Genomic DNA, 19,707 nt, shown 5'->3' on the forward strand with positions numbered 1-19,707 from the left:
GGGAGCCGGGTGAAGCCGTTCGCAGGAGTGTCGCGGTGGTAAGGCGCGACCGGAACGGAAGAGGGGAGCGCTGCCCGCCAGCGGCGGGCAACCTGAGTCATTTGCCCAGCTTGATCCTGGTCCAGCCGCGGTTCATCACGCGCTGGATGGCAATCGGCTGATCCGGCACCGCATACAAGGTGGCCAGCACCTCTTGCGGTGGGTAGGACGCCGGGTCGTTGCGGATTGCTTCGTCCACCAGTGGCGTGGCCGCCGCGTTGGCGTTGCTGTAGCCCAGGCTGTTGGTGACCTCGGCGATGATGTCCGCGCGCATCAGGAAGTTCATGAACAGGTAGGCGTTGTCGACGTTGGCGGCGTCCTTGGGGATGGCCATCATGTCGTAGAAGCTGCCGGCGCCTTCCTTGGGAATGCTGAACGCGACCTTCTCCTGGTTGCCGGCCTCTTCGGCGCGGGAGCGGGCCTGCAGCACGTCGCCGGAGTAACCCACGGCCACGCAGATGTTGCCGTTGGCCAGGTCCGAGATGTACTTGGAGGAATGGAAGTAGGTCACCGAAGGCCGGATCTTCATGAACAGCTCCTGGGCTTCGAGGATCTGCGCCTTGTCCTTGCTGGTCACCGGGTAGCCCAGGTAGTGCAGGGCGGCCGGGAGCATCTCGGTGGGCGAGTCGAGGAAGCTGATGCCGCAAGCCTTGAGTTTCTCGGCGTTCTCGGGCTTGAACAGCAGGTCCCAGGAGTTGGTCGGGGCGTCAGTGCCCAGGGCCGCCTTGACCTTGTCCGGGTTGTAGCCGATGCCGATCGAACCCCACATGTAGGGGAAGGCGTGGGCGTTGCCCGGGTCGCTGGCGGAGGCGTTTTTCAGCAGTACCGGGTTGAGGTTTTTCCAGTTGGACAGTTTGGACTTGTCCAGTTCCTGGTAGACCCCGGCCTTGATCTGCTTGGCCAGGAAACTGTTGGACGGCACCACGATGTCGTAGCCGGACTTGCCGGTGAGCAGGCGCGCTTCCAGGGTTTCGTTGCTGTCGAAGACGTCGTAGGTGACGTGGATACCGGTTTCGGCCTCGAACTTTTTCAGGGTGTCCGGGGCGATGTAGTCCGACCAGTTGTAAACGCGCAGCACCTTATCGTTGGCTTGAGCGCCGGTCACCATCGCGCCCATCAAGGACAGTGAGAGCAGGGTTTTGGCGAACAGTGTCCTGCCAAGCATTTTCATCACTACAACTCCATTTCTTATTGTGCAGATTGCTGCGTGTGCAAGGTGGATATTGGGGGAGCTTTTTACCCGCTTCACCAGCCAGCGGGCGCCTACGGATAACATCAACCTGTAGGCGTCAGCGGGCTGGCGAAGCGGTCACGGTCAGGCCGTCGCCGGCGCTCGTACCGCAGGTTTTTTCGCCGCCGGTGGCTGCCAGGATTCATTGGCGGTGAAGTCCATGGCTTCCTGGATCGCGCGCTTGCGGGCGGCTTCGGCGCGACGGCCGAAGTACCAGACCAGGAAGGTCACCAGGGACACCGCCAGCAGAATCAGGCTGGCCACGGCGTTGATCTCGGGCTTGACCCCCAGGCGCACCGCCGAGAACACTTCCATCGGCAAGGTAGTGGAGCCCGGGCCGGAGACGAAGCTGGCCAGCACCAGGTCATCCAGGGACAGGGCAAAGGACATCATGCCGCCGGCCGCCAGTGACGGCGCGATCATCGGGATGGTGATCAGGAAGAACACCTTGAACGGGCGCGCCCCCAGGTCCATGGCCGCTTCTTCGATGGACAGGTCCAGCTCCCGCAGGCGCGCGGAGACTACCACGGCTACGTAGGCGGCGCAGAATGTGGTGTGGGCGATCCAGATGGTGACGATGCCCCGCTCCATGGGCCAGCCGATCAATTGCGCCATGGCCACGAACAGCAGCAATAGCGACAGGCCGGTGATCACTTCGGGCATCACCAGCGGCGCGGTCACCAGGCCGCCGAACAGGGTGCGGCCCTTGAAGCGGGTGACTCGGGTCAGCACGAAGGCCGCCAGGGTGCCCAGGGCCACCGCCGCTACGGCGGTGTACAGGGCGATTTCCAGGGAGCGCATCACCGAGCCCATCAGTTGCTGGTTGTCCAGCAGGCCGACGTACCACTTGATCGACCAGCCGCCCCACACCGTCACCAGCTTGGAGGCGTTGAACGAGTAGATCACCAGGATCAGCATCGGCAGGTAGATGAACAGCAGGCCCAGCACCAGCATCAGTTTGGAAAATTCGAAGCGTTTCATGCCCGTGCCTCCATCTCTTTGGCCTGGCTGCGGTTGAACAGCAGGATCGGAATAATCAGGATTGCCAGCATCACCACCGCCAGGGCGGAGGCCACCGGCCAGTCACGGTTGTTGAAGAATTCCTGCCACAGCACGCGGCCGATCATCAGGGTTTCCGGGCCGCCCAAGAGTTCTGGAATCACGAACTCGCCGACCACCGGGATGAACACCAGCATGCAACCGGCAATGATGCCGTTCTTGGCCAGGGGCACGGTGATCTTCCAGAAGTTGTTGAAGTTGCTCGAACCCAGGTCGGACGCGGCTTCCAGCAGGCTCTGGTCATGCTTGACCAGGTTGGCGTACAGCGGCAGCACCATGAACGGCAGGTAGGCGTAGACCACGCCGATATACACGGCGATGTTGGTGTTGAGGATTTCCAGCGGCTGGCTGATCAGCCCGGTCCACAGCAGGAAGCTGTTGAGCAGGCCGTTGTTGCTGAGGATGCCCATCCAGGCGTAGACGCGGATCAGGATCGCGGTCCAGGTCGGCATCATGATCAGCAGCAGCAAGACGTTCTGGGTTTCCTTGCTGGCCTTGGAAATGGCGTAGGCCATGGGGAAACCCACCACCAGGCACATCAGGGTGCTCAGCAGCGCCACCTTCAGCGAGCCCAGGTAGGCCGAGAGGTACAGCTCGTCGCCGGCCAGCATGGCGTAGTTGCCCAGGTTCAGCAGCAGCTGGAATTTCTGTTCGGCGTAGCTGTAGATCTCCGAGTAGGGCGGGATTGCCAGGGCCGCTTCCGAGAAGCTGATCTTCATCACCAAAAAGAACGGCAGCATGAAGAACAGGAACAGCCAGAGGAAAGGAATGCCGATCACCAGCTTGCGACCGCTGGGCAGCATGCGGAACAACTTCTGATTGAACGTGCTCATGGTCGAAGTCCTCATGCCCGCAGCACCACGCCGCTGTCGTCTTCCCACCAGACGTAGACTTCGTCGTCCCAGGTCGGCCGCGCGCCACGGCGCTCGGCGTTGGCCATGAACGACTGGACGATCTTGCCGCCAGGCAGCTCGACGTAGAACACCGAGTGGCCGCCCAGGTAGGCGATGTCGTGCACTTTGCCTCTGGACCAGTTGTAGCGGGCGTCGGGCTTGACGGTGGTGACCAGCATCTTTTCCGGGCGGATGGCGTAGGTCACCGACTTGTCCTGCACCGAGGTGCTGACCCCGTGGCCGACGTAGATCTGTTGCTCAAGGTCCGGGCAGTCGATGATGGCGTAGCCTTCCAGGTCTTCGGTGACGGTGCCGTCGAAGGCGTTGACGTTGCCGATGAATTCGCACACCAGGCGGCTCACCGGCGCCTCGTAGATGTCCACCGGGCTGCCGGTCTGGGCGATCCAGCCCAGGTGCATGATGGCGATGCGCTGGGCCATGGTCATGGCTTCTTCCTGGTCGTGGGTCACCATCACGCAGGTCACGCCCACGCGCTCGATGATCTCAACCAGCTCAAGTTGCATCTGCGAGCGCAGCTTCTTGTCCAGGGCACCCATGGGTTCGTCCAGCAACAACAGCTTGGGGCGCTTGGCCAGCGAGCGGGCCAGGGCCACCCGCTGGCGCTGGCCACCGGACAGCTGGTGCGGCTTGCGCCGGGCGTACTGGGTCATGTGCACCAGCTTGAGCATTTCCTCGACCCGGGCCTCGATCTCGGCGGCCGGCAAGCGGTCCTGCTTGAGGCCGAAGGCGATGTTCTGGGCCACGGTCATGTGCGGGAACAGGGCGTAGGACTGGAACATCATGTTGATCGGCCGCTCGTAGGGCGGCATGTCGGTGATGTCCACGCCATCCAGCAGGATGCGGCCCTCGGTGGGGCGCTCGAAGCCGGCGAGCATGCGCAGCAGGGTGGATTTGCCGGAGCCGGAACCGCCCAGCAGGGCGAAGATCTCGCCCTGGTGGATCTCCAGGGAGACATCGTCCACGGCCACGGTTTCATCGAACTTCTTGGTCACGCGGTCGATCTTGACCAGGACCTTCTGCGGGCTCGGGGTGCCTTCGAGGGCCTTGCGGTAAGTGCTGGAGGCGTTTGCCATGTGAAACTCCCAACAGGTGTCAGCAGCCTGGCCAATTCGGCCGGGCTTAAAGGTTGATTGCCAGCCCGCAGGGGGTGCGGGCTGATTCGGCGCTGCCTTCCTGGCGGCCTGACGCTATTTGTTGTTGTGGTCTTGCCGTTTGCTGCTCACGCCGAACACGGGGCGCGCGCAGGCGCGCTCGCCGTGGGGCAGGGCGTGGTGGATCTTGTTGAATGCCTGGAAGGCCGCCTTGGCGGCCGGGGTTTGCCGGTTAGCGGCGTTGCGCGGCCCGTTGCCGGCAGGCGTCGCCAAAGGCCTGGAAGATTCGCAGGTAGGCCGGGTTCGACAGCACCTGCCATTCCGGGTGCCACTGCACGCCGAAGGCGAAGGCCTTGCTGTGTTCCACCGACAGCGCCTCGATCAGGCCATCCGGGGCCAGGGCCTCGACCCGCAGGCCGGGGGCCAGGCGGTCGACGCCCTGGCTGTGGATCGAGTTGACCTGGATCTCGCCGGCCAGGCCCATGGCCTCGAACACGCCGCCGGGCTGTATCGCCACCGGGTGCGCCGGGGCGTACTGCACTTCGATGCGCGGGTCGTCGGCTTCACGGTGGTCCATGTAGCCCGGCAGTTCATGCACCTTCTGGTGCAGGCTGCCGCCGAAGGCCACGTTCATTTCCTGGAAGCCGCGGCAGATGCCGAGCACTGGCACGCCAGCGGCAATCGCCGCGCGCAGCAGGGGCAGGGTGGTGGCATCGCGTTGCGGGTCGTGGGCGGTGCCCGGTTCGCTGGGCGTGCCCTGGTAATGGAAGGGTTCGACATTGGAGGGCGAGCCGGTAAACAGCAGCCCGTCCATGTTGTGCAGCAGATCGTCGATATCGATCAGATCCGCCAGGGAAGGAATGATCAGGGGCAGGCCCTCGGCCGCGACGCTGACAGCACGCAAGTACTTGTCGCCGCTGACGTGGTAGGGGTGCAGGCCGATCTCTTTGACGCACGCAGTAACGCCGATCAATGGCTTGAATGCCATTTTTATCACCTCGAAATTCACGCTGGAACGAGTTTTTCCAGAGCTTATCCTCGTTGATTTTAATTAACAACTTCCATGTAAAAAATTCTAAACGTTAATCACCCGAAACCCGCAGGCGGCGCGGATTGCGCCGGTTATTTGTCTCTAGTGGAGCAAAATAATTGACGAAAAGCCGCTGCTGTTGGCTATTGACTCCGGTTTTTCTTTCGGGTTGACTGCTGGCGTGTCACAGCAGTGAACATAATAATTAACACAATAGGTGCATCATGTCGGTCCCCCCGCGTGCCATTCAACTCAATGAAGCCAATGCCTTCCTGAAAAAACACCCCGAGGTTCTCTACGTCGATCTGCTGATTGCAGACATGAACGGTGTGGTGCGCGGCAAGCGCATCGAGCGCACCGCGCTGCACAAGGTCTACGAGAAGGGCATCAACCTGCCCGCCTCGCTGTTTGCCCTGGATATCAACGGCTCCACGGTGGAAAGCACCGGCCTGGGCCTGGACATCGGCGACGCCGACCGCATCTGCTATCCGATCCCCGGCACCCTGAGCGTCGAGCCCTGGCAGAAGCGCCCCACCGCGCAACTGCTGATGACCATGCACGAGATTGAAGGCCAGCCATTCTTCGCCGACCCCCGCGAAGTGCTGCGCCAAGTCGTCACCAAGTTCGACGAGCTGGGCCTGACCATTTGCGCCGCCTTCGAGCTGGAGTTCTACCTGATCGACCAGGACAACGTGAACGGCCGTCCACAGTCGCCCCGTTCGCCGATTTCCGGCAAACGTCCGCATTCCACCCAGGTCTACCTGATCGACGATCTGGACGAATACGTCGACTGCCTGCAAGACATCCTTGAAGGCGCGAAAGAGCAGGGCATCCCGGCCGACGCCATCGTCAAGGAAAGCGCCCCGGCGCAGTTCGAAGTCAACCTGCACCACGTCAGCGACCCGATCAAAGCCTGCGACTACGCAGTACTGCTCAAGCGCCTGGTGAAAAACATCGCCTACGACCATGAAATGGACACCACCTTCATGGCCAAGCCTTACCCAGGCCAGGCGGGCAACGGGCTGCACGTGCACATCTCGATTCTCGACAAGCAGGGCAACAACATCTTCGCCAGCGAAGACCCGGAAACCAACGAAGCCTTGCGCCACGCCATCGGCGGCGTGCTCGACACCCTGCCCGAGCAGATGGCCTTCCTGTGCCCTAACGTCAACTCCTACCGCCGCTTTGGCGCGCAGTTCTACGTGCCGAACTCGCCGACCTGGGGCATCGACAACCGCACCGTGGCCGTGCGCGTGCCCACTGGTTCCGCCGACGCAGTGCGGATCGAACACCGGGTGGCTGGCGCCGACGCCAACCCTTACCTGCTGATGGCTTCGGTACTGGCGGGCATTCACCACGGCCTGACCAACAAGATCGATCCGGGCGCGCCGGTTGAAGGCAACTCCTACGAGCAGAACGAACAAAGCCTGCCCACCAACCTGCGGGACGCCCTGCGCGTACTGGACGACAGTGAAGTGATGGCCAAGTACATCGACCCGATGTACATCGACGTGTTCGTGGCCTGCAAGGAAAGCGAGTTGGCGGAGTTCGAAAACTCCATCTCCGACCTGGAATACAACTGGTACCTGCACACGGTCTGATGACCGTGTCACTTCCTGCCTTGAGTATTTGTCATGACTAAATCCCGCAGCGACTGGGAGCAGCACTTCCAGTCCCTCAGCCTTGAAGGCCGTGCCTTTATCGACGGTCAGTACTGCGCCGCCGCCAGCAGCGCCACCTTCGAATGCCTGAGCCCGGTGGACGGGCGCTTTCTGGCCAACGTCGCCAGCACCGATCAGGCCGATGCCGATCGTGCGGTGGCCGTGGCGCGCCAGGCGTTCAACAGTGGCGTCTGGTCGGGCAAGGCCCCGGCCGAGCGCAAGCGCATCCTGATTCGCTTCGCCGACCTGATCCTTGCGCACCAGGAAGAACTGGCGCTCCTGGAAACCCTGGACATGGGCAAGCCGATTGGCGATTCCATGAGCATCGACATTCCGGCCACGGCCAACGCCATCCGCTGGAACGCCGAAGCCATCGACAAGCTCTACGACGAAGTGGCGGCCACCCCTCACGACCAACTGGGCCTGGTGACCCGGGAACCGGCGGGCGTGGTGGCGGCCATCGTGCCGTGGAACTTCCCGCTGATCATGGCCAGCTGGAAGTTCGCCCCGGCCCTGGCGATGGGCAACTCGTTCATCCTCAAGCCGTCGGAAAAGTCGCCGCTGACCGCGATCCGCATCGCCCAGCTGGCCCTGGACGCCGGCATCCCCAAGGGTGTGTTCAACGTCCTGCCGGGCTACGGCCACACCGTCGGCAAGGCCCTGGCCCTGCACATGGACGTGGACGTGCTGGCCTTCACCGGCTCCACTGCCGTGGGCAAGCAACTCTTGGTGTACTCCGGCGAAAGCAACATGAAGCGGGTGTGGCTGGAAGCCGGTGGCAAGAGCCCCAACGTGGTGTTTGCCGACGCCCCGGACTTGCGCGCAGCGGCCGAAGCGGCGGCTGCGGCCATTGCCTTCAACCAGGGCGAAGTCTGCACCGCTGGTTCGCGCCTGCTGGTGGAACGCTCGATCCGCGAACAGTTCATCCCGCTGCTGGTGGAGGCCCTCAAGGGCTGGAAACCGGGCCATGCCCTCGATCCCGAAACCCGGGTTGGCGCGGTGGTGGACCAGCGCCAGCTGGACAACGTGCTGCGCTACATCGAAATCGGCAAGGAGCAGGGCGGCCAACTGCTGGCCGGTGGCGTCCGCACCCTGGAAAACACTGGCGGCCTGTATGTCGAGCCGACGATCTTCGACGGCGTGACCAACGCCATGACCATCGCCCGGGAAGAGATCTTCGGCCCGGTGTTGTCGGTCATCAGCTTCGATACCGAAGAAGAAGCGCTGCAGATTGCCAACGACAGCATCTTCGGCCTGGCGGCCGGGGTCTGGACCGCCAACCTCAGCCGCGCCCACCGTTTTGCCCGTGGTCTGCGGGCTGGCAGCGTGTGGGTCAACCAGTACGACGGCGGCGACATGACCGCGCCGTTCGGCGGTTTCAAACAGTCCGGCAACGGTCGCGACAAGTCGCTGCACGCCTTCGACAAATACACCGAGCTCAAAGCGACCTGGATCAAGCTCTAACTCTTATAACAACAGCGGCGGCGGGCCTGGGCCCGTACCCGCTGGGGAATTTCTCATGCAAACCTACGTGAACAGCTACTACGCCGCGACCCGCAACCAGACCACCGACTACCCGCCACTCGAAGAGAGTGTGGAGTGCGACGTCTGTGTGATCGGCGCCGGTTACACCGGCCTGTCCTCGGCCTTGTTCCTGGCGGAAGCGGGCTACAGCGTCACCGTGCTGGAAGCGGCCAAGGTCGGCTTCGGCGCCAGCGGGCGCAACGGCGGGCAACTGGTCAACTCCTACAGCCGCGACGTGGACGTGATCGAAGAACGCTACGGCGAAAAAAGCGCCGAGGTGCTCGGCAGCATGATCTTCGAAGGCGCCGACATCATCCGCCAGCGCATCCAGCACTACGACATCCAGTGCGACTACCGCCCCGGTGGCATTTTCGCCGCCCTGAACAACAAGCAGCTCAAGGGCCTGGCGGAACAGAAACGCAACTGGGAGCGCCTGGGCAATCACAACCTGAAGCTGCTCGACAAGGCGCAGATCGACCGCGAAGTCGGCACCAAGAACTACATCGGCGGCCTGCTGGACATGCAGGGCGGCCACATTCACCCGCTGAACCTGGCCCTGGGCGAAGCCAGCGCCATCATCGGCCTGGGCGGCAAGATCTTCGAACAGTCGGCGGCGGTGGAAATCACCTACGGCGAACCCAACGTGGTGCGTACCGCCAAGGGCCTGGTGCGCGCCAAATACCTGCTGATCGCCGGCAACGCCTACCTGCAGCAAGACCTCGATCCACGAGTGACCCGCAAGAGCATGCCCTGCGGCTCGCAGATCGTGGTTACCGAGCAACTGCCCGAACAACTGGCCCGCAGCCTGATCGCCAACAACTACTGCGTGGAAGACTGCAACTACCTGCTGGACTACTTCCGCCTGACCGGCGACAACCGCCTGCTGTACGGCGGTGGCGTGGTCTACGGCGCCCGTGAACCGGATGACATCGACCAGTTGATCCGGCCGAAGATCCTCAAGACCTTCCCCCAGCTCAAGGACGTGAAGATCGACTACCGCTGGACCGGCAATTTCCTGCTGACCATGTCGCGCATGCCGCAATTTGGCCGGATCGAAAAGAACGCCTACTACATGCAGGGCTACAGCGGCCACGGCGTCACCTGTTCGCACCTGGCCGGCAAGCTGATTGCCGAAATGATCCGCGGCGACGCCGAACGCTTCAACGCCTTCGCCTCCCTGCCGCACATGCCGATGATTGGCGGGCGCACCTTCCAGGCCCCACTGACCGCCCTGGGCGCCGCGTACTACGCCCTGCGCGACCGCTTCGGCATCTGAATGCACGTAGCGGCTACAGCTTTCCCCTGTAGCCGCTGCCGCAGGCTGCGACGAGGTCCCCAGGACCTCCCGACGCCCCCGACAGCGCCCACATTTCCCCCGCTGCACCCCTCATCGCCAGCCTTTACAGCTTGCCTGTCAAACATGTTTAAATAGCCGCCTTTTCAGGCTCCAGGGCAGCCAAATCGCGATCCTCGCGACCCAACCGCCGCAAAAATACCCTTAAGTACTTCTCACATAAGGCTGTTATGGACACGGGCACCCGACTCAAACTCGTTCGCGAAAGCTACAAACTCTCCCAGCGCGAGCTGGCCCGTCGTAGCGGCGTCACCAATGCCACCATCTCCCTGATCGAACAGAACCGCGTCAGCCCCTCCGTCAGCTCCCTGAAAAAGCTGCTGGAAGGCATCCCCATGTCCCTGGCCGACTTCTTCACCTTCGACCAGCCGCCCCGGGAGCACCAATACGTATTCCGCGCCAACGAACAGCCCGACCTGGGCCGCGACGGCCTGCGCCTGTTGATGATCGGCGCCCCGGTGGCCAACCGGCAGATGCGCTTTCTGCGCGAGCAATACGCTCCCGGCGCCAGCTCCGGCGAAGAAGCCATCGTGCACAGCGAAGGCGAGGAGTGCGGGCTGGTGACCCGCGGCACCGTGGAGTTGACCGTGGACGGGCAAGTCAGCGTGCTCAACCCTGGGGATGGCTATTACTTCCCCACCACCTTGCCCCACAGCTTTCGCAACATTGGCCAGGATGAGGCGGAAATCATCAGCGCCAACACCCCGGCGAACTTCTAAGGGGCCGGGTAACTGATCCGGCTCGACCTGCTGCAACCCTATCCAGCCTGCGCCTTGTGTCGCAGGCTTTGTTTTTTAGACCGGTGACTGCCGTTGCCGCGCTTGCGGGCAACGCCTGGAGCGGGCGCCGTTCAGACAAGGAAGACCCATGTTCAAGGACAGACGACAAGCATTCCTCAGCGCAGCACGCCTGGAGAACTTCTTCAGCAATTACCAGCACAGCGTGGAATTCTTTGCCGAAAACACCTTTGAGTCCGACTCCGAAGCCCAGGAAAAGTCCCTCAGGGCCCGGCATTTCCAGCAGTGGATCTTCAAGGAAATCCTCATCCGCTACACCGCCGGCCACAGCATCGACCTGCTGATTCCCTTGCTGGAAACCCTGGTGGACAGTTACGAACACCTGCAAAGACAACTGGCCGAATACAACCAGATTCCGAACATCACCCCCTTGGCGATTGACGACTGGCTCGATCAGTACCAAGAGTGCGTCCAGGTGTTCAGCCTGTGCATCCTGCTGCACCGCACCGACCTGCTCCAACGCTTCGTGGCCCTGATCGACCCCGCAGGCTACGCCGGGGACGACACCCTCTACGAAGACCTGCTGTGCAAACTGCTGCCCGACCGATATGACGTCGATGACTGGTACCACGACGTCTACACACCGCTGATACAAGCCATCTACGCCGACGACCCAACCGAGGCCAGCGACCTTCTGCAGCAGTACTGTGACGACTGGTACCCCGCGTTCGAGCAAGCGCCCTGGCACGACAGCCACCTGCAAGGGGACGAGGGCAGCTATTGCGGGTATTGGGCGTTCGAGGCGGCTGCCATTGCCTTCCTTTATGGCATCGATGACAGCGGGGTCGAGCACAGGGTCTATCCCAAGGATCTGGTGGCCTATGCGAGGAACCTTCGGCCGAGCGATCCGAAGCATGTAGCGCCGGTGGTGGCGGGGCAGTCCTGTAGCAAGGCCGGTTACTGGTTTACCCCGGCGCAGCCGGAGTCGCGGCGCTGCTTTGCACAGGGGGAAGTGATGCCGGAGTTTGAGGGGGCAGCGGTTTGGTATTGGGTGGCGCAGGGGTAGGGGTGGGCCGCCATTCGTTGCAGCGTTTTCCAACCCTTGTTTCTGGTCGAATGCAGAAGGGACTGCTATCGACTCAACGGCATCGTCCTTGAGCGGCAGTTTTCGGTCAGCAGTGGACTGCCCCTCGTCCGACGTACATGAGGTGCTTAATGGATAGCCGTGATTGCTTTTCTCATACGAGAGCAGCCCAAGACTTGCACACGGCACGTTTGCTGGTGGGTAAGCGACTGAGCGCGCTGATGCATGACCAGTACTATTTCAACGGGGAAAGGAGTCTGGGAGATGTAGGCTCTATTGAATGGCATTTCGGCGAGCAAGAGGTGATATCCATGTACCTCTTGAGTGATGGTGAGAGTGTTGGGGCTGACATATACCCCATCAGCACGCTCGTTTCCTTCGAGATAGAGCCTGGCGTGACTTGCGCCTGGAAGAGGGAAAACCTCCTTGCAGCGTTATCAGCGTCCCACCTCGAAGGCGAGAAGGTTCTCGAGGTTAAGGGCATTCTCGATGCCCTCAATGGCCAGGTATCTCGGCTAGTCGGATTTAGGATCGAGTTTGAGTCCGGGGACTTCCTGATTTTTCTTAACCAGGGCGACGATGCCGCCATGCTGGTCAATACGCTCCCGCCAGCATGCGTCGAAATCGAAACCAGCTTCGTGACCTTCATTCAATGAAAGCTATGGGGTGAAAAGCTTTCTCGTGGTGGGCTGTTTTCGTCCAAAAGCAGCCGCGGGTACAAGGTCTTGTCAGATGAGTGCGCTGGATCTGTAGCTTCGCTATGAGCTCCGAATGTTTGTATGCAACCAGCTGCGATTCACTGAGGGGGAGTGGCTGTCCAGGTGATATTACCGTGCTACTATCGCCGGCTTTTTTACAGAGTCGGTATCTTTTGTGACGCTACCTATCGTTAGAGTTCCCCTGCTTGTTCGTGCCTTGTTGCTAGTGCTGGCATGTGGTGTAACCACACCCGCAGTTGCCATGCAGATATTCGTCAAGACCCTCACTGGCAAGACCATCACGTTGGACGTTGAAGCTAGTGACACGGTCGAGAATGTCAAAGCCAAAATTCAGGATAAGGAAGGCATTCCTCCCGACAAGCAGACGCTGAGGTTTGCCGGAAAAACCCTGGAGGATGGCCGAACTCTTTCGGATTACAACATTGCAAAAGAGTCGACGCTTCACCTGGTGATGGTGCAGATCGTATTGCAGCCTAGTGGGTTGGATGGACTTGCCCGGCAGGCGAGCGACGTGTCAAAACTCGCGGTGGACTCCGCTGTTTTAGTACTGAGTGGAAACCACGGGCACCCCCTGGATTTTCGTGTTGCCTCCGGCAAGCAAAATTGCGCTTGGCTAGCCGGAGATTGGGGCGGGGATGACCTCGGCGGTGCCGGTAGCTCGGTTGGGGTTGCTGAGGTCGGAGGGTGCCAGCGTCTTACGGAAAGCGGCGCGCAACTGGGGCTTGCGGTGGGCAAAAGCCGTGTACGCGATAGCTCTGGAGGGGCGAATTCCATCAAAGAGCAAGGATCCTACCTGTTGGTGGAGTTCATCGCGCCAGTGACCGCGCTGTCTCCCGATCTTTGGTCGACTCTGACCGCGTATTACAACCATGGCGATGCTGATATTCGCCGTGGTTATTCGACACTTTCAGGGGATGAGGGCTCAAGCGCCACTCCAGGAGTTGATACCGTGGCGTTGCGTACCCGGTTGGACTGGGAAGCTCTCTGGCGCCCCATGGGCGTGGAGCTCTCACCCTATGCAGACTTGAACTATGTGCAAACGCGAGTTTCATCCTATGACGAGGCCGGTGGTAGTCAGGCCATGTCGCTGGGTGAACGCAATCACAGCATTTCTGAGCTTCGGTTCGGGATGAATGGCAAGTACCTGTTAGCGGATCACCTTGAGTTGCTCGCCGGTATTGAAGGGGTTCGCCGTGTTCATGATGATGCTGACCCGATAGACGCCTATTGGGGGGCGCAGCATTTTCGTCTGGACCCAGAGCAAAGCGACCGAGCCTGGATGCGCGGCCAGCTCGGAGTCGCGTGGTTGATGCTAGATAGTCGGTTGATGTTCTTGCTCAATGCCACCAATGAGGGGCAGCAGCCAGCACGCTGGGTGGCAATGAGTTGGACAGGTTCGTTCTGATACGGCCGCGACGAATCGTCACTTCTAGCCCCAAAACCTTTGCCATGAAGGAAAGCGGGACAGATTTATTTCCTACTGCTGGAAATCCTTGACTGCGCTTCTGGTGCGCAGGACCTCCCACAGATCCGCTTTGCCATCGGCCTGTTGCTCAGTGATGGCTTCGATCCGCTGCGTACCTTGGGTGATAGAACCTTAGGGCAGGCTGATCCGGCGTAACCTCGATTGAGTACTGAGGCAACGAAGAGGCGACGCAATGCGTCGCCTTTTTGCTTGAGCGGAGCACTTTCCAGAGATCGACCCTGCGCTGCTGTCCTGCCTCTGCCGTTGGCCTCAGCTCTGTTCGCTGACTTTTAAGAATGACCTTCGGGCCATGCCCGAACTCCTGCGATAGGGTCCCCTGTCTCCCGGATGGGAGGCTTTTTCACTCATAGCGCAGGGTGCCCAATGATCGCTTCTTCTCGCCTGGGCGACAGCCATGTCTGCCCGATGCCGGGGCACGGCACCACTCCCATCGTTACCGCCTCCAGCAACGTCATCATCAACGGCATGGGTGCGGCCCGGGTCGGTGATGTCTGTGTCTGCGGCGCGGTGATTACCACAGGATTTCCTTCTGTGCTGGTCAATGGCCGGCCCCTGGCCCATGTGGGCAGCCTCAGCAGCCATGGCGGCACCTTTGTCAGCGGCTCTGGCGATACTTTCGGCGGCTCGCTCTTCGCGCCCGCCGATGGCTCGGTGGATGAGTTGCGCATGGCCACGCTGCTGGCCGATCCGGCGCTCACGGAAAAAGCCCAGGCGGCCAATGCGCTGGTCAGCCCGTTGGCTGCTTCCAAGGCGGCCCTTCAGGAGGGCGTCGAGCTGGGGTTTCATATTGTCGAGCAGCCCATGTCCCGCTCGGCACTAATAGAGCTTCGCTCAAGAGCGCCGGGCCAGCGGGGAGGCTGTTTCTAATGGGGAGTGTTGTTGGAGTGATTGCCTGGCCTGCGATGTACATCCGTGATGGGGGCGCAAGCATCGAAGATATCAATAACTTTCCCCGAGGCCTTAGAAGGAAGCTGGTGGTCTGGTACCGAGCAGGTGCAGTTCTATTGGGGGGTCTTCTTTTGCTGTGGTCTGTCGGTCAATACATGGGCTGGGTTAAGTGAGTGGTTGATGGTATTTCATATGCTTTACGTTTCAGGTAATGGTCGACTGATTCTGTTGCAAGTTCCGTCAGTATGGGATTCGGTGTCCCGACCCTGGGTGCGGGTGCTCTGTTCTGTGGGTTGATAGTAGTTGGAGGTTTTTTTAGGCTGCTGTCACTGCAAGTGGCTCCCTCTCCCAGGTCGAACAGAGCGTGTTAGCGCGTTGTACATTGACCTTCTTGAAGGAAGTCTTTTAACGCTGCCTGATAAATAGTTAACGGTTTGCTTTCGGTGCTGAGTAGGGCGAATGGGATTACTGCGAGGTGTGAGAACGATATTGAGCTTATGGAGTAGGATTTCTGTCTGCAAAAACCGTGACTATTGTTCAGTGTGAAATCGAACCTGAATAGGTTGGGTCTTGTACACCAGCTAGGAATCAAGCCAAGACTCAAGCCGGTTAAGTATTCTTGTACGCAAGCGCCGCCAGATGGAGCCTCGGAGATTTTTATTTCTAATTCAGGAAAGCGTGGAGCTATAAGTCTTGAACTATTGTCTTGTGCATTTGGAATGATTTTCTGTGTTGCTTCGTATGCGCTCTTTGCGAAGCGGCTGTTTTTCCATGCAGAGTCCATTTTATAAGTGAAGCTGGAGATGGTTTCTTTTGTTCTGGGTTCGAAGTGTTCATTGATTGGTGGCTTGGACGTATATGATGTGCAGCCGGAGCATGTTATGGCAAAGCTGACAGCAATCAAGCTGTTAATTATTGAGTGACGCATCCTGAGCTTTCCCTGGCTATTAGTTGTTCGGTATTTATTTAGTTGAGCATTCATTACGTACCTTATGTACGTCAGGTTGACTCTGAGCAACCCCGATTGAGTTCTGAAGATACGAAAAAAGGCGACGCAATTCCTCTGCCGTTGCCCTCGGATCCGTTCACTGACTTTTAAGAGCTACCTTAGGGCTCCACCGGTCTGGTGTTGGGTGGCACAGGGGTAGAGGGGAGGCGGGTATCGGCTAGAGCAGAGAAAGTAAATCTACCCCTCTGCTCCAGTGCCTTGTTCTAAAAGTTGAAACGTTGGTCAAACACGGTCTGCTCGCCCACCGTCACGCTGCATTGGCGGGCTACTTCAGCCGGCATCACCTTGCCCAGCAACGGCGCCAGCGACTTGTAGAACACCTTGTCGCAGGCGTCGTCTTTGCTGAAGGCTTGGGCGTTACCGGCCGCGTCTGCCGTAATCCGGCAGCCTGCCACCAATTCGGTGGGCAACTCGTTCAATGGCACTGTTGTCGAGCCGGAGCCCTGCAACTCGATCAGCTCGTTGCATGTGCCCTTGGCCGGACCTTCCTTGATGGTTTTGGTAAAGGCGACGCGTTGGTAGTCAGTACCGGTGAACAGTACCTGGTCGTTAACAGTGACTCGGTATTGTGAGGGTTTGAAGGCGATGGTTTTGATGCAGAACTGCGTCGTGACCGGTTTCCCATTGACCTCAGAGGTGGCCGCTTTGCAACCTGGGGTGGCCTGGGTGAAGGAGGTATCGGGCGAGCTGACACAACCGGCCAGTGAAAGCAGACACACACCGAACAGCATTCTTTTCATGGGACTTCCTGTGCTCAAACACACCGCCTCCAGCAGGCGGCTCCGGACGCAGATCATACCAGCGACCTGTTGGCCAAAGGCGCAGAACTGGTATTGAGGTGCAGGGGTAGGGCGTCCTAGCCCTTGTCGCCATGCACCAATATCCGGCCGTCATACCCACAACTGATCCAGCGACCGGAGCGGGTGGGGAGTACATCGGTTGCAAAGTTGTCGTGTGAGCCGATGATCGCCCCTTGCCGTGAGGGCAGGTTCCAGCGCCTGACGAATCCATCCTCGCCGCAGGTCAGCAGCATGTGTCGCGCCTCGAAGCGCACGCGCCGGACCGGCCCGTCATGAGCGGCAAGGCAATCCAGAAGCGCCAGCATCGGTTCGGTCGCTAGTAGGTGCACCGCGCCGTCGAGATCACCAGCGGCCAAGGTGACGCTGCCATCGGCGTCGATCCAGCTCGCCAGCGTCCTCAGGGGGCGGCCCAGATCGAGCACTTGTACGCAGTCCCGCTCCTCGGATTGCCACAGCCTGACGGTTCCGTCCTCCGATGCGCTGGCGAAACCGCCGTCGCCCGTAGGTGCCATTGCCCAGACCCAGCAGGCGTGGGCCTGACGCCTGTCCGCGGCAGCTGTCGCCAGGTTCCAGACTGTCACGCGACCGTCAGCAGCCCCGGTCACGAAGCGGCCAGCGCCTAACCTGGCCGAGGACAGGACGGCCGAATCCGATGTGCCGACCAACCTTGACTTGCCGCTCGCCAAGGACCAATGCCGGATCGTACGGTCACGCGAGTGAGAAACCAGCTCGCCAGGCGCCACTTCCACCAGACCCAGAATGGACTGTGTATGTCCGTCAAGCTGACCCAGGCAGCGGCCCTCGCGATCCCACAGCCGGATGGTTGCGTCACGCCCGGCGCTTGCCAAGCCCCTGTCGCCAAGGTCGGCAAGCGCCCATACGTAACCGCGGTGGCCCGGCTGGAAGGGGCCGTCGACGTGCAAGGCATGCTGTGGCTCGTACATCAGGTCACTGCGCATGATGTATTTTTGGCCTGCGTCCACTAAGGCGCCGGCGTGCCAGAGTGTGTGGTCGAATACGATCAGGCTGCCCTTTCGGGGGCGCAGCCTGAGCGTGGAATTCCGGTTCGACATGGCTGCGGACCGCCCCTCGAAGAACACGGTCTCTCCGCCGCTGAATGCATCGTCGTTGAGATAAATCATGAAGGTCAGGCGTGACTGTTGGCGCTGGCGATGGTGTACACCATCCTGATGGGCACGGAACTGGGTGCCGGGCCGGTAGCGGCAGAAGCGCAGCCGCTCATTGATGCCGACCAGCCGCCACCCATCCTCATCGATCACCGTCCCCAGCCTCGGCATCCGCCAGGCGCAGTGCTTCAAGCGCTCGAAGAGTCGCCCGGCCAGAGCTGGGTCGTCTGTGACGATCCGGTCATTATCGCGGTAGGAGGACGGGTAGTCAGACCCTGCGCTGGCGAACCCGCACTTCTGCGTGGCTTCTATCAACGCCTCGCACTCGCTGGCTGAAAGAAACTCGTGGACCAGCACACAGCGCACCCGGTCACCCAGCGGTAGCTCGACCGAGGCCGACGGAGCAGTGGCCCCGGCCACCAGTTTTTCAGCGAAGGAATTCATCGTGATCTCCAAAATTGGTCTGATAACCAATATTTGGAAAGCTAGGGTGCGACGGGGTCGATGTCAATGCTAAGCTGGTCGTGCAACCAATATTGGGAAGGTGACATGGCACGGCGCTCGAACACTGATGAAAGACGCGGCCAGATCGTGGCGGCACTCCAGGCCGTGATGGCCAAGGCTGGCTACGCAGGCGCAACCATAGCGGCCATCGCCCGGCACGCGGAGCTAGCGCCTGGCCTCGTGCACTACCACTTCAAGGACAAGCGCGAGATCTTGGTGGCACTGGTCGACTCACTGGCCGGCTACGCCCGTCAGCGCTACGAGTCCCGGGCTGCTGCGGCCCAGACGGCCGAGCAAAGGCTTCAAGCCTATATTGCAGCACACCTGGCCTACGGTTCGGACGCGCAGCCCGATGCGGTGGCGGCGTGGGTGATGATCGGCGAGCAATCGGCCCACGACCCAGACGTGCGTGAGGTCTATCAGGCTGTGCTAGCGGCGCAGATGAAGCTTCTCAAGGGCCTGCTCCGGCAGCGATTCGCCGAACGCGGACGCCGCGCCCGAGGGCTCGACGCGCTGGTGGCGGGCATTACATGCTTTATCCAGGGGGCGTTCACGCTGTCCACCACGGCGCGGCCGCTGCTGCCGACGGCCTTCGCCGCACCGACGTTGATCGATTGGGTAGAGCGTTACATTGATACGCAGGAGGAGCGATGACGAAACCGCCAGAAGGGCACCGTCTCTTTCCGGCCGGCGCGCACGGCGCCCCTGAGGTGCCTGATGGTGTGGATTTCGCCGCCTGGACTCGCCTCTGGGCGGAGCTTGGCGCCGGCTGCCCGCCGCGAGAAACCTACGAAGAGCTCCTGCGACGCTACCGCGAGCCCCATCGTGCGTACCACAACTGCCAGCATTTGCAGGAATGCCTCCAGGTGCGCCGACTCATCAACGCAGCCTGCCACGCCCCCGCTGAAGTCGACCTCGCACTTTGGTTTCATGACGCCATATACGACCCCCTTCGCAGCGACAACGAGCTGCGCAGTGCGCAATGGCTGGACGAGGTGGCACGCGATAGCGGCCTGGGCGATGAAATCCGACGCAGGCTTTACGGCCTGATCATGGTGACGCGACACGACGGCGCTCCAGCCTCGGCAGACGAGGCCGTGTTGGTGGACACGGATCTGGCGATCCTTGGGGCACCGGCCGCACGGTTTGAAGCGTACGACCGCCAAGTCCGTCGCGAGTACCGATATGTGCCTCTGTTTGTGTACCGCCGAAAGCGGCGCCAGGTCCTGGAGGGCTTCCTGGCGCGCGGGCGCATCTATACGACCGCACCGTACTTCGATGCATTCGAACAGCAAGCCCGCGTCAATCTTGCCCGCGCCATCGAGCGCCTCGACTGAGAAACGGCCAACAGCGGAGGCGGGACATTCGCCTTCTCAGGTGCCTGGCCACTCGGCAGTTCAAGCCGCCACCGCAAACAGATGACGGGGCATCGCCGGCCAAAAAACCATGG

17 protein-coding genes and 1 pseudogene are annotated in these 19,707 nt (G+C 60.9%); 10 read left to right on the top strand and 8 right to left on the bottom strand.

All coding sequences use genetic code 11. From position 1 onward, the window contains the following. Positions 1 to 97: 97 nt before the first annotated feature. From PFZ56_RS17415 to PFZ56_RS17435, 5 genes are all read right to left on the bottom strand, one after another. Positions 98 to 1,210, bottom strand: coding sequence for a polyamine ABC transporter substrate-binding protein (locus PFZ56_RS17415; RefSeq protein ID WP_102879977.1), 1,113 nt, complete (start codon positions 1,208 to 1,210; stop codon positions 98 to 100). Between the two features lie 144 nt (positions 1,211 to 1,354). Then, positions 1,355 to 2,251: an ABC transporter permease subunit gene (locus PFZ56_RS17420; protein WP_102879976.1), complete on the bottom strand. Its 897-nt coding sequence runs from the start codon at positions 2,249 to 2,251 to the stop codon at positions 1,355 to 1,357. Next, on the bottom strand, positions 2,248 to 3,129 hold the full coding sequence (locus PFZ56_RS17425) for an ABC transporter permease subunit (RefSeq protein ID WP_170004810.1): 882 nt from the start codon (positions 3,127 to 3,129) through the stop codon (positions 2,248 to 2,250). Before PFZ56_RS17425 ends, PFZ56_RS17420 begins: the two co-directional genes overlap by 4 nt. A gap of 44 nt (positions 3,130 to 3,173) precedes the next feature. Next, the gene (potA, locus tag PFZ56_RS17430) at positions 3,174 to 4,316 is read right to left on the bottom strand and encodes a polyamine ABC transporter ATP-binding protein (protein WP_170004804.1); all 1,143 of its coding nucleotides are present in this window, start codon (positions 4,314 to 4,316) and stop codon (positions 3,174 to 3,176) included. A 250-nt stretch (positions 4,317 to 4,566) separates the two neighbouring features. After that, complete coding sequence (locus PFZ56_RS17435) at positions 4,567 to 5,322, bottom strand: gamma-glutamyl-gamma-aminobutyrate hydrolase family protein (protein WP_170004802.1); 756 nt, start codon at positions 5,320 to 5,322, stop codon at positions 4,567 to 4,569. A gap of 266 nt (positions 5,323 to 5,588) precedes the next feature. Between PFZ56_RS17435 and PFZ56_RS17440 the strand changes: the two genes are divergently transcribed. The 8 genes and pseudogenes from PFZ56_RS17440 to PFZ56_RS17475 form a co-directional block, all read left to right on the top strand. Beyond that, the gene (locus PFZ56_RS17440) at positions 5,589 to 6,965 is read left to right on the top strand and encodes a glutamine synthetase family protein (protein ID WP_110595901.1); all 1,377 of its coding nucleotides are present in this window, start codon (positions 5,589 to 5,591) and stop codon (positions 6,963 to 6,965) included. Positions 6,966 to 6,998: 33 nt separating this feature from the next. After that, on the top strand, positions 6,999 to 8,489 hold the full coding sequence (locus PFZ56_RS17445) for an aldehyde dehydrogenase (RefSeq protein ID WP_170004800.1): 1,491 nt from the start codon (positions 6,999 to 7,001) through the stop codon (positions 8,487 to 8,489). Positions 8,490 to 8,544: 55 nt separating this feature from the next. Continuing rightward, the gene (locus tag PFZ56_RS17450) at positions 8,545 to 9,825 is read left to right on the top strand and encodes an FAD-binding oxidoreductase (RefSeq protein WP_123393018.1); all 1,281 of its coding nucleotides are present in this window, start codon (positions 8,545 to 8,547) and stop codon (positions 9,823 to 9,825) included. Positions 9,826 to 10,073: 248 nt separating this feature from the next. Continuing rightward, positions 10,074 to 10,622: a cupin domain-containing protein gene (locus tag PFZ56_RS17455; RefSeq protein WP_015635120.1), complete on the top strand. Its 549-nt coding sequence runs from the start codon at positions 10,074 to 10,076 to the stop codon at positions 10,620 to 10,622. A gap of 148 nt (positions 10,623 to 10,770) precedes the next feature. Beyond that, complete coding sequence (locus PFZ56_RS17460; RefSeq protein WP_170004798.1) at positions 10,771 to 11,706, top strand: PoNe immunity protein domain-containing protein; 936 nt, start codon at positions 10,771 to 10,773, stop codon at positions 11,704 to 11,706. A 239-nt stretch (positions 11,707 to 11,945) separates the two neighbouring features. Beyond that, positions 11,946 to 12,380, top strand: coding sequence for a hypothetical protein (locus tag PFZ56_RS17465; RefSeq protein WP_262379925.1), 435 nt, complete (start codon positions 11,946 to 11,948; stop codon positions 12,378 to 12,380). Positions 12,381 to 12,684: 304 nt separating this feature from the next. Beyond that, positions 12,685 to 13,848: a ubiquitin-like protein gene (locus PFZ56_RS17470; protein WP_110595892.1), complete on the top strand. Its 1,164-nt coding sequence runs from the start codon at positions 12,685 to 12,687 to the stop codon at positions 13,846 to 13,848. Positions 13,849 to 14,292: 444 nt separating this feature from the next. Continuing rightward, positions 14,293 to 14,679 (top strand): annotated as a pseudogene (locus PFZ56_RS17475) (PAAR domain-containing protein); the annotation flags it as partial. A 505-nt stretch (positions 14,680 to 15,184) separates the two neighbouring features. On the opposite strand, the gene PFZ56_RS17480 reads toward PFZ56_RS17475, so the two are convergent. The 3 genes from PFZ56_RS17480 to PFZ56_RS17490 form a co-directional block, all read right to left on the bottom strand. Further along, positions 15,185 to 15,799: a hypothetical protein gene (locus tag PFZ56_RS17480; RefSeq protein ID WP_262379924.1), complete on the bottom strand. Its 615-nt coding sequence runs from the start codon at positions 15,797 to 15,799 to the stop codon at positions 15,185 to 15,187. A gap of 230 nt (positions 15,800 to 16,029) precedes the next feature. Then, on the bottom strand, positions 16,030 to 16,566 hold the full coding sequence (locus tag PFZ56_RS17485; protein WP_146232638.1) for a hypothetical protein: 537 nt from the start codon (positions 16,564 to 16,566) through the stop codon (positions 16,030 to 16,032). Between the two features lie 116 nt (positions 16,567 to 16,682). Continuing rightward, complete coding sequence (locus tag PFZ56_RS17490) at positions 16,683 to 18,197, bottom strand: 2OG-Fe(II) oxygenase (RefSeq protein ID WP_394304403.1); 1,515 nt, start codon at positions 18,195 to 18,197, stop codon at positions 16,683 to 16,685. A gap of 105 nt (positions 18,198 to 18,302) precedes the next feature. Here PFZ56_RS17490 and PFZ56_RS17495 point away from each other — a divergent pair, with 105 nt between their 5' ends. Continuing rightward, on the top strand, positions 18,303 to 18,911 hold the full coding sequence (locus PFZ56_RS17495) for a TetR family transcriptional regulator (protein WP_110595883.1): 609 nt from the start codon (positions 18,303 to 18,305) through the stop codon (positions 18,909 to 18,911). After that, entirely contained in the window at positions 18,908 to 19,594 is a 687-nt protein-coding gene (locus PFZ56_RS17500) for a hypothetical protein (RefSeq protein ID WP_170004790.1), read from the top strand. Before PFZ56_RS17495 ends, PFZ56_RS17500 begins: the two co-directional genes overlap by 4 nt. The last annotated feature ends 113 nt before the right edge of the window (positions 19,595 to 19,707 follow it).

Source organism: Pseudomonas danubii (assembly GCF_042980055.1).
Taxonomy (GTDB): Bacteria; Pseudomonadota; Gammaproteobacteria; order Pseudomonadales; family Pseudomonadaceae; genus Aquipseudomonas; species Aquipseudomonas danubii.

What these genes read in the sequence shown, in the direction of transcription:
- PFZ56_RS17415 (WP_102879977.1), bottom strand. Translation starts at nt 1,210, where the DNA reads ATGAAAATGCTTGGCAGGACACTGTTCGCCAAAACCCTGCTCTCACTG.
- PFZ56_RS17420 (WP_102879976.1), bottom strand. Translation starts at nt 2,251, where the DNA reads ATGAAACGCTTCGAATTTTCCAAACTGATGCTGGTGCTGGGCCTGCTG.
- potA (WP_170004804.1), bottom strand. Translation starts at nt 4,316, where the DNA reads ATGGCAAACGCCTCCAGCACTTACCGCAAGGCCCTCGAAGGCACCCCG.
- PFZ56_RS17435 (WP_170004802.1), bottom strand. Translation starts at nt 5,322, where the DNA reads ATGGCATTCAAGCCATTGATCGGCGTTACTGCGTGCGTCAAAGAGATC.
- PFZ56_RS17440 (WP_110595901.1), top strand. Translation starts at nt 5,589, where the DNA reads ATGTCGGTCCCCCCGCGTGCCATTCAACTCAATGAAGCCAATGCCTTC.
- PFZ56_RS17445 (WP_170004800.1), top strand. Translation starts at nt 6,999, where the DNA reads ATGACTAAATCCCGCAGCGACTGGGAGCAGCACTTCCAGTCCCTCAGC.
- PFZ56_RS17450 (WP_123393018.1), top strand. Translation starts at nt 8,545, where the DNA reads ATGCAAACCTACGTGAACAGCTACTACGCCGCGACCCGCAACCAGACC.
- PFZ56_RS17455 (WP_015635120.1), top strand. Translation starts at nt 10,074, where the DNA reads ATGGACACGGGCACCCGACTCAAACTCGTTCGCGAAAGCTACAAACTC.
- PFZ56_RS17460 (WP_170004798.1), top strand. Translation starts at nt 10,771, where the DNA reads ATGTTCAAGGACAGACGACAAGCATTCCTCAGCGCAGCACGCCTGGAG.
- PFZ56_RS17465 (WP_262379925.1), top strand. Translation starts at nt 11,946, where the DNA reads ATGCATGACCAGTACTATTTCAACGGGGAAAGGAGTCTGGGAGATGTA.
- PFZ56_RS17470 (WP_110595892.1), top strand. Translation starts at nt 12,685, where the DNA reads ATGCAGATATTCGTCAAGACCCTCACTGGCAAGACCATCACGTTGGAC.
- PFZ56_RS17480 (WP_262379924.1), bottom strand. Translation starts at nt 15,799, where the DNA reads ATGAATGCTCAACTAAATAAATACCGAACAACTAATAGCCAGGGAAAG.
- PFZ56_RS17485 (WP_146232638.1), bottom strand. Translation starts at nt 16,566, where the DNA reads ATGAAAAGAATGCTGTTCGGTGTGTGTCTGCTTTCACTGGCCGGTTGT.
- PFZ56_RS17490 (WP_394304403.1), bottom strand. Translation starts at nt 18,197, where the DNA reads ATGAATTCCTTCGCTGAAAAACTGGTGGCCGGGGCCACTGCTCCGTCG.
- PFZ56_RS17495 (WP_110595883.1), top strand. Translation starts at nt 18,303, where the DNA reads ATGGCACGGCGCTCGAACACTGATGAAAGACGCGGCCAGATCGTGGCG.
- PFZ56_RS17500 (WP_170004790.1), top strand. Translation starts at nt 18,908, where the DNA reads ATGACGAAACCGCCAGAAGGGCACCGTCTCTTTCCGGCCGGCGCGCAC.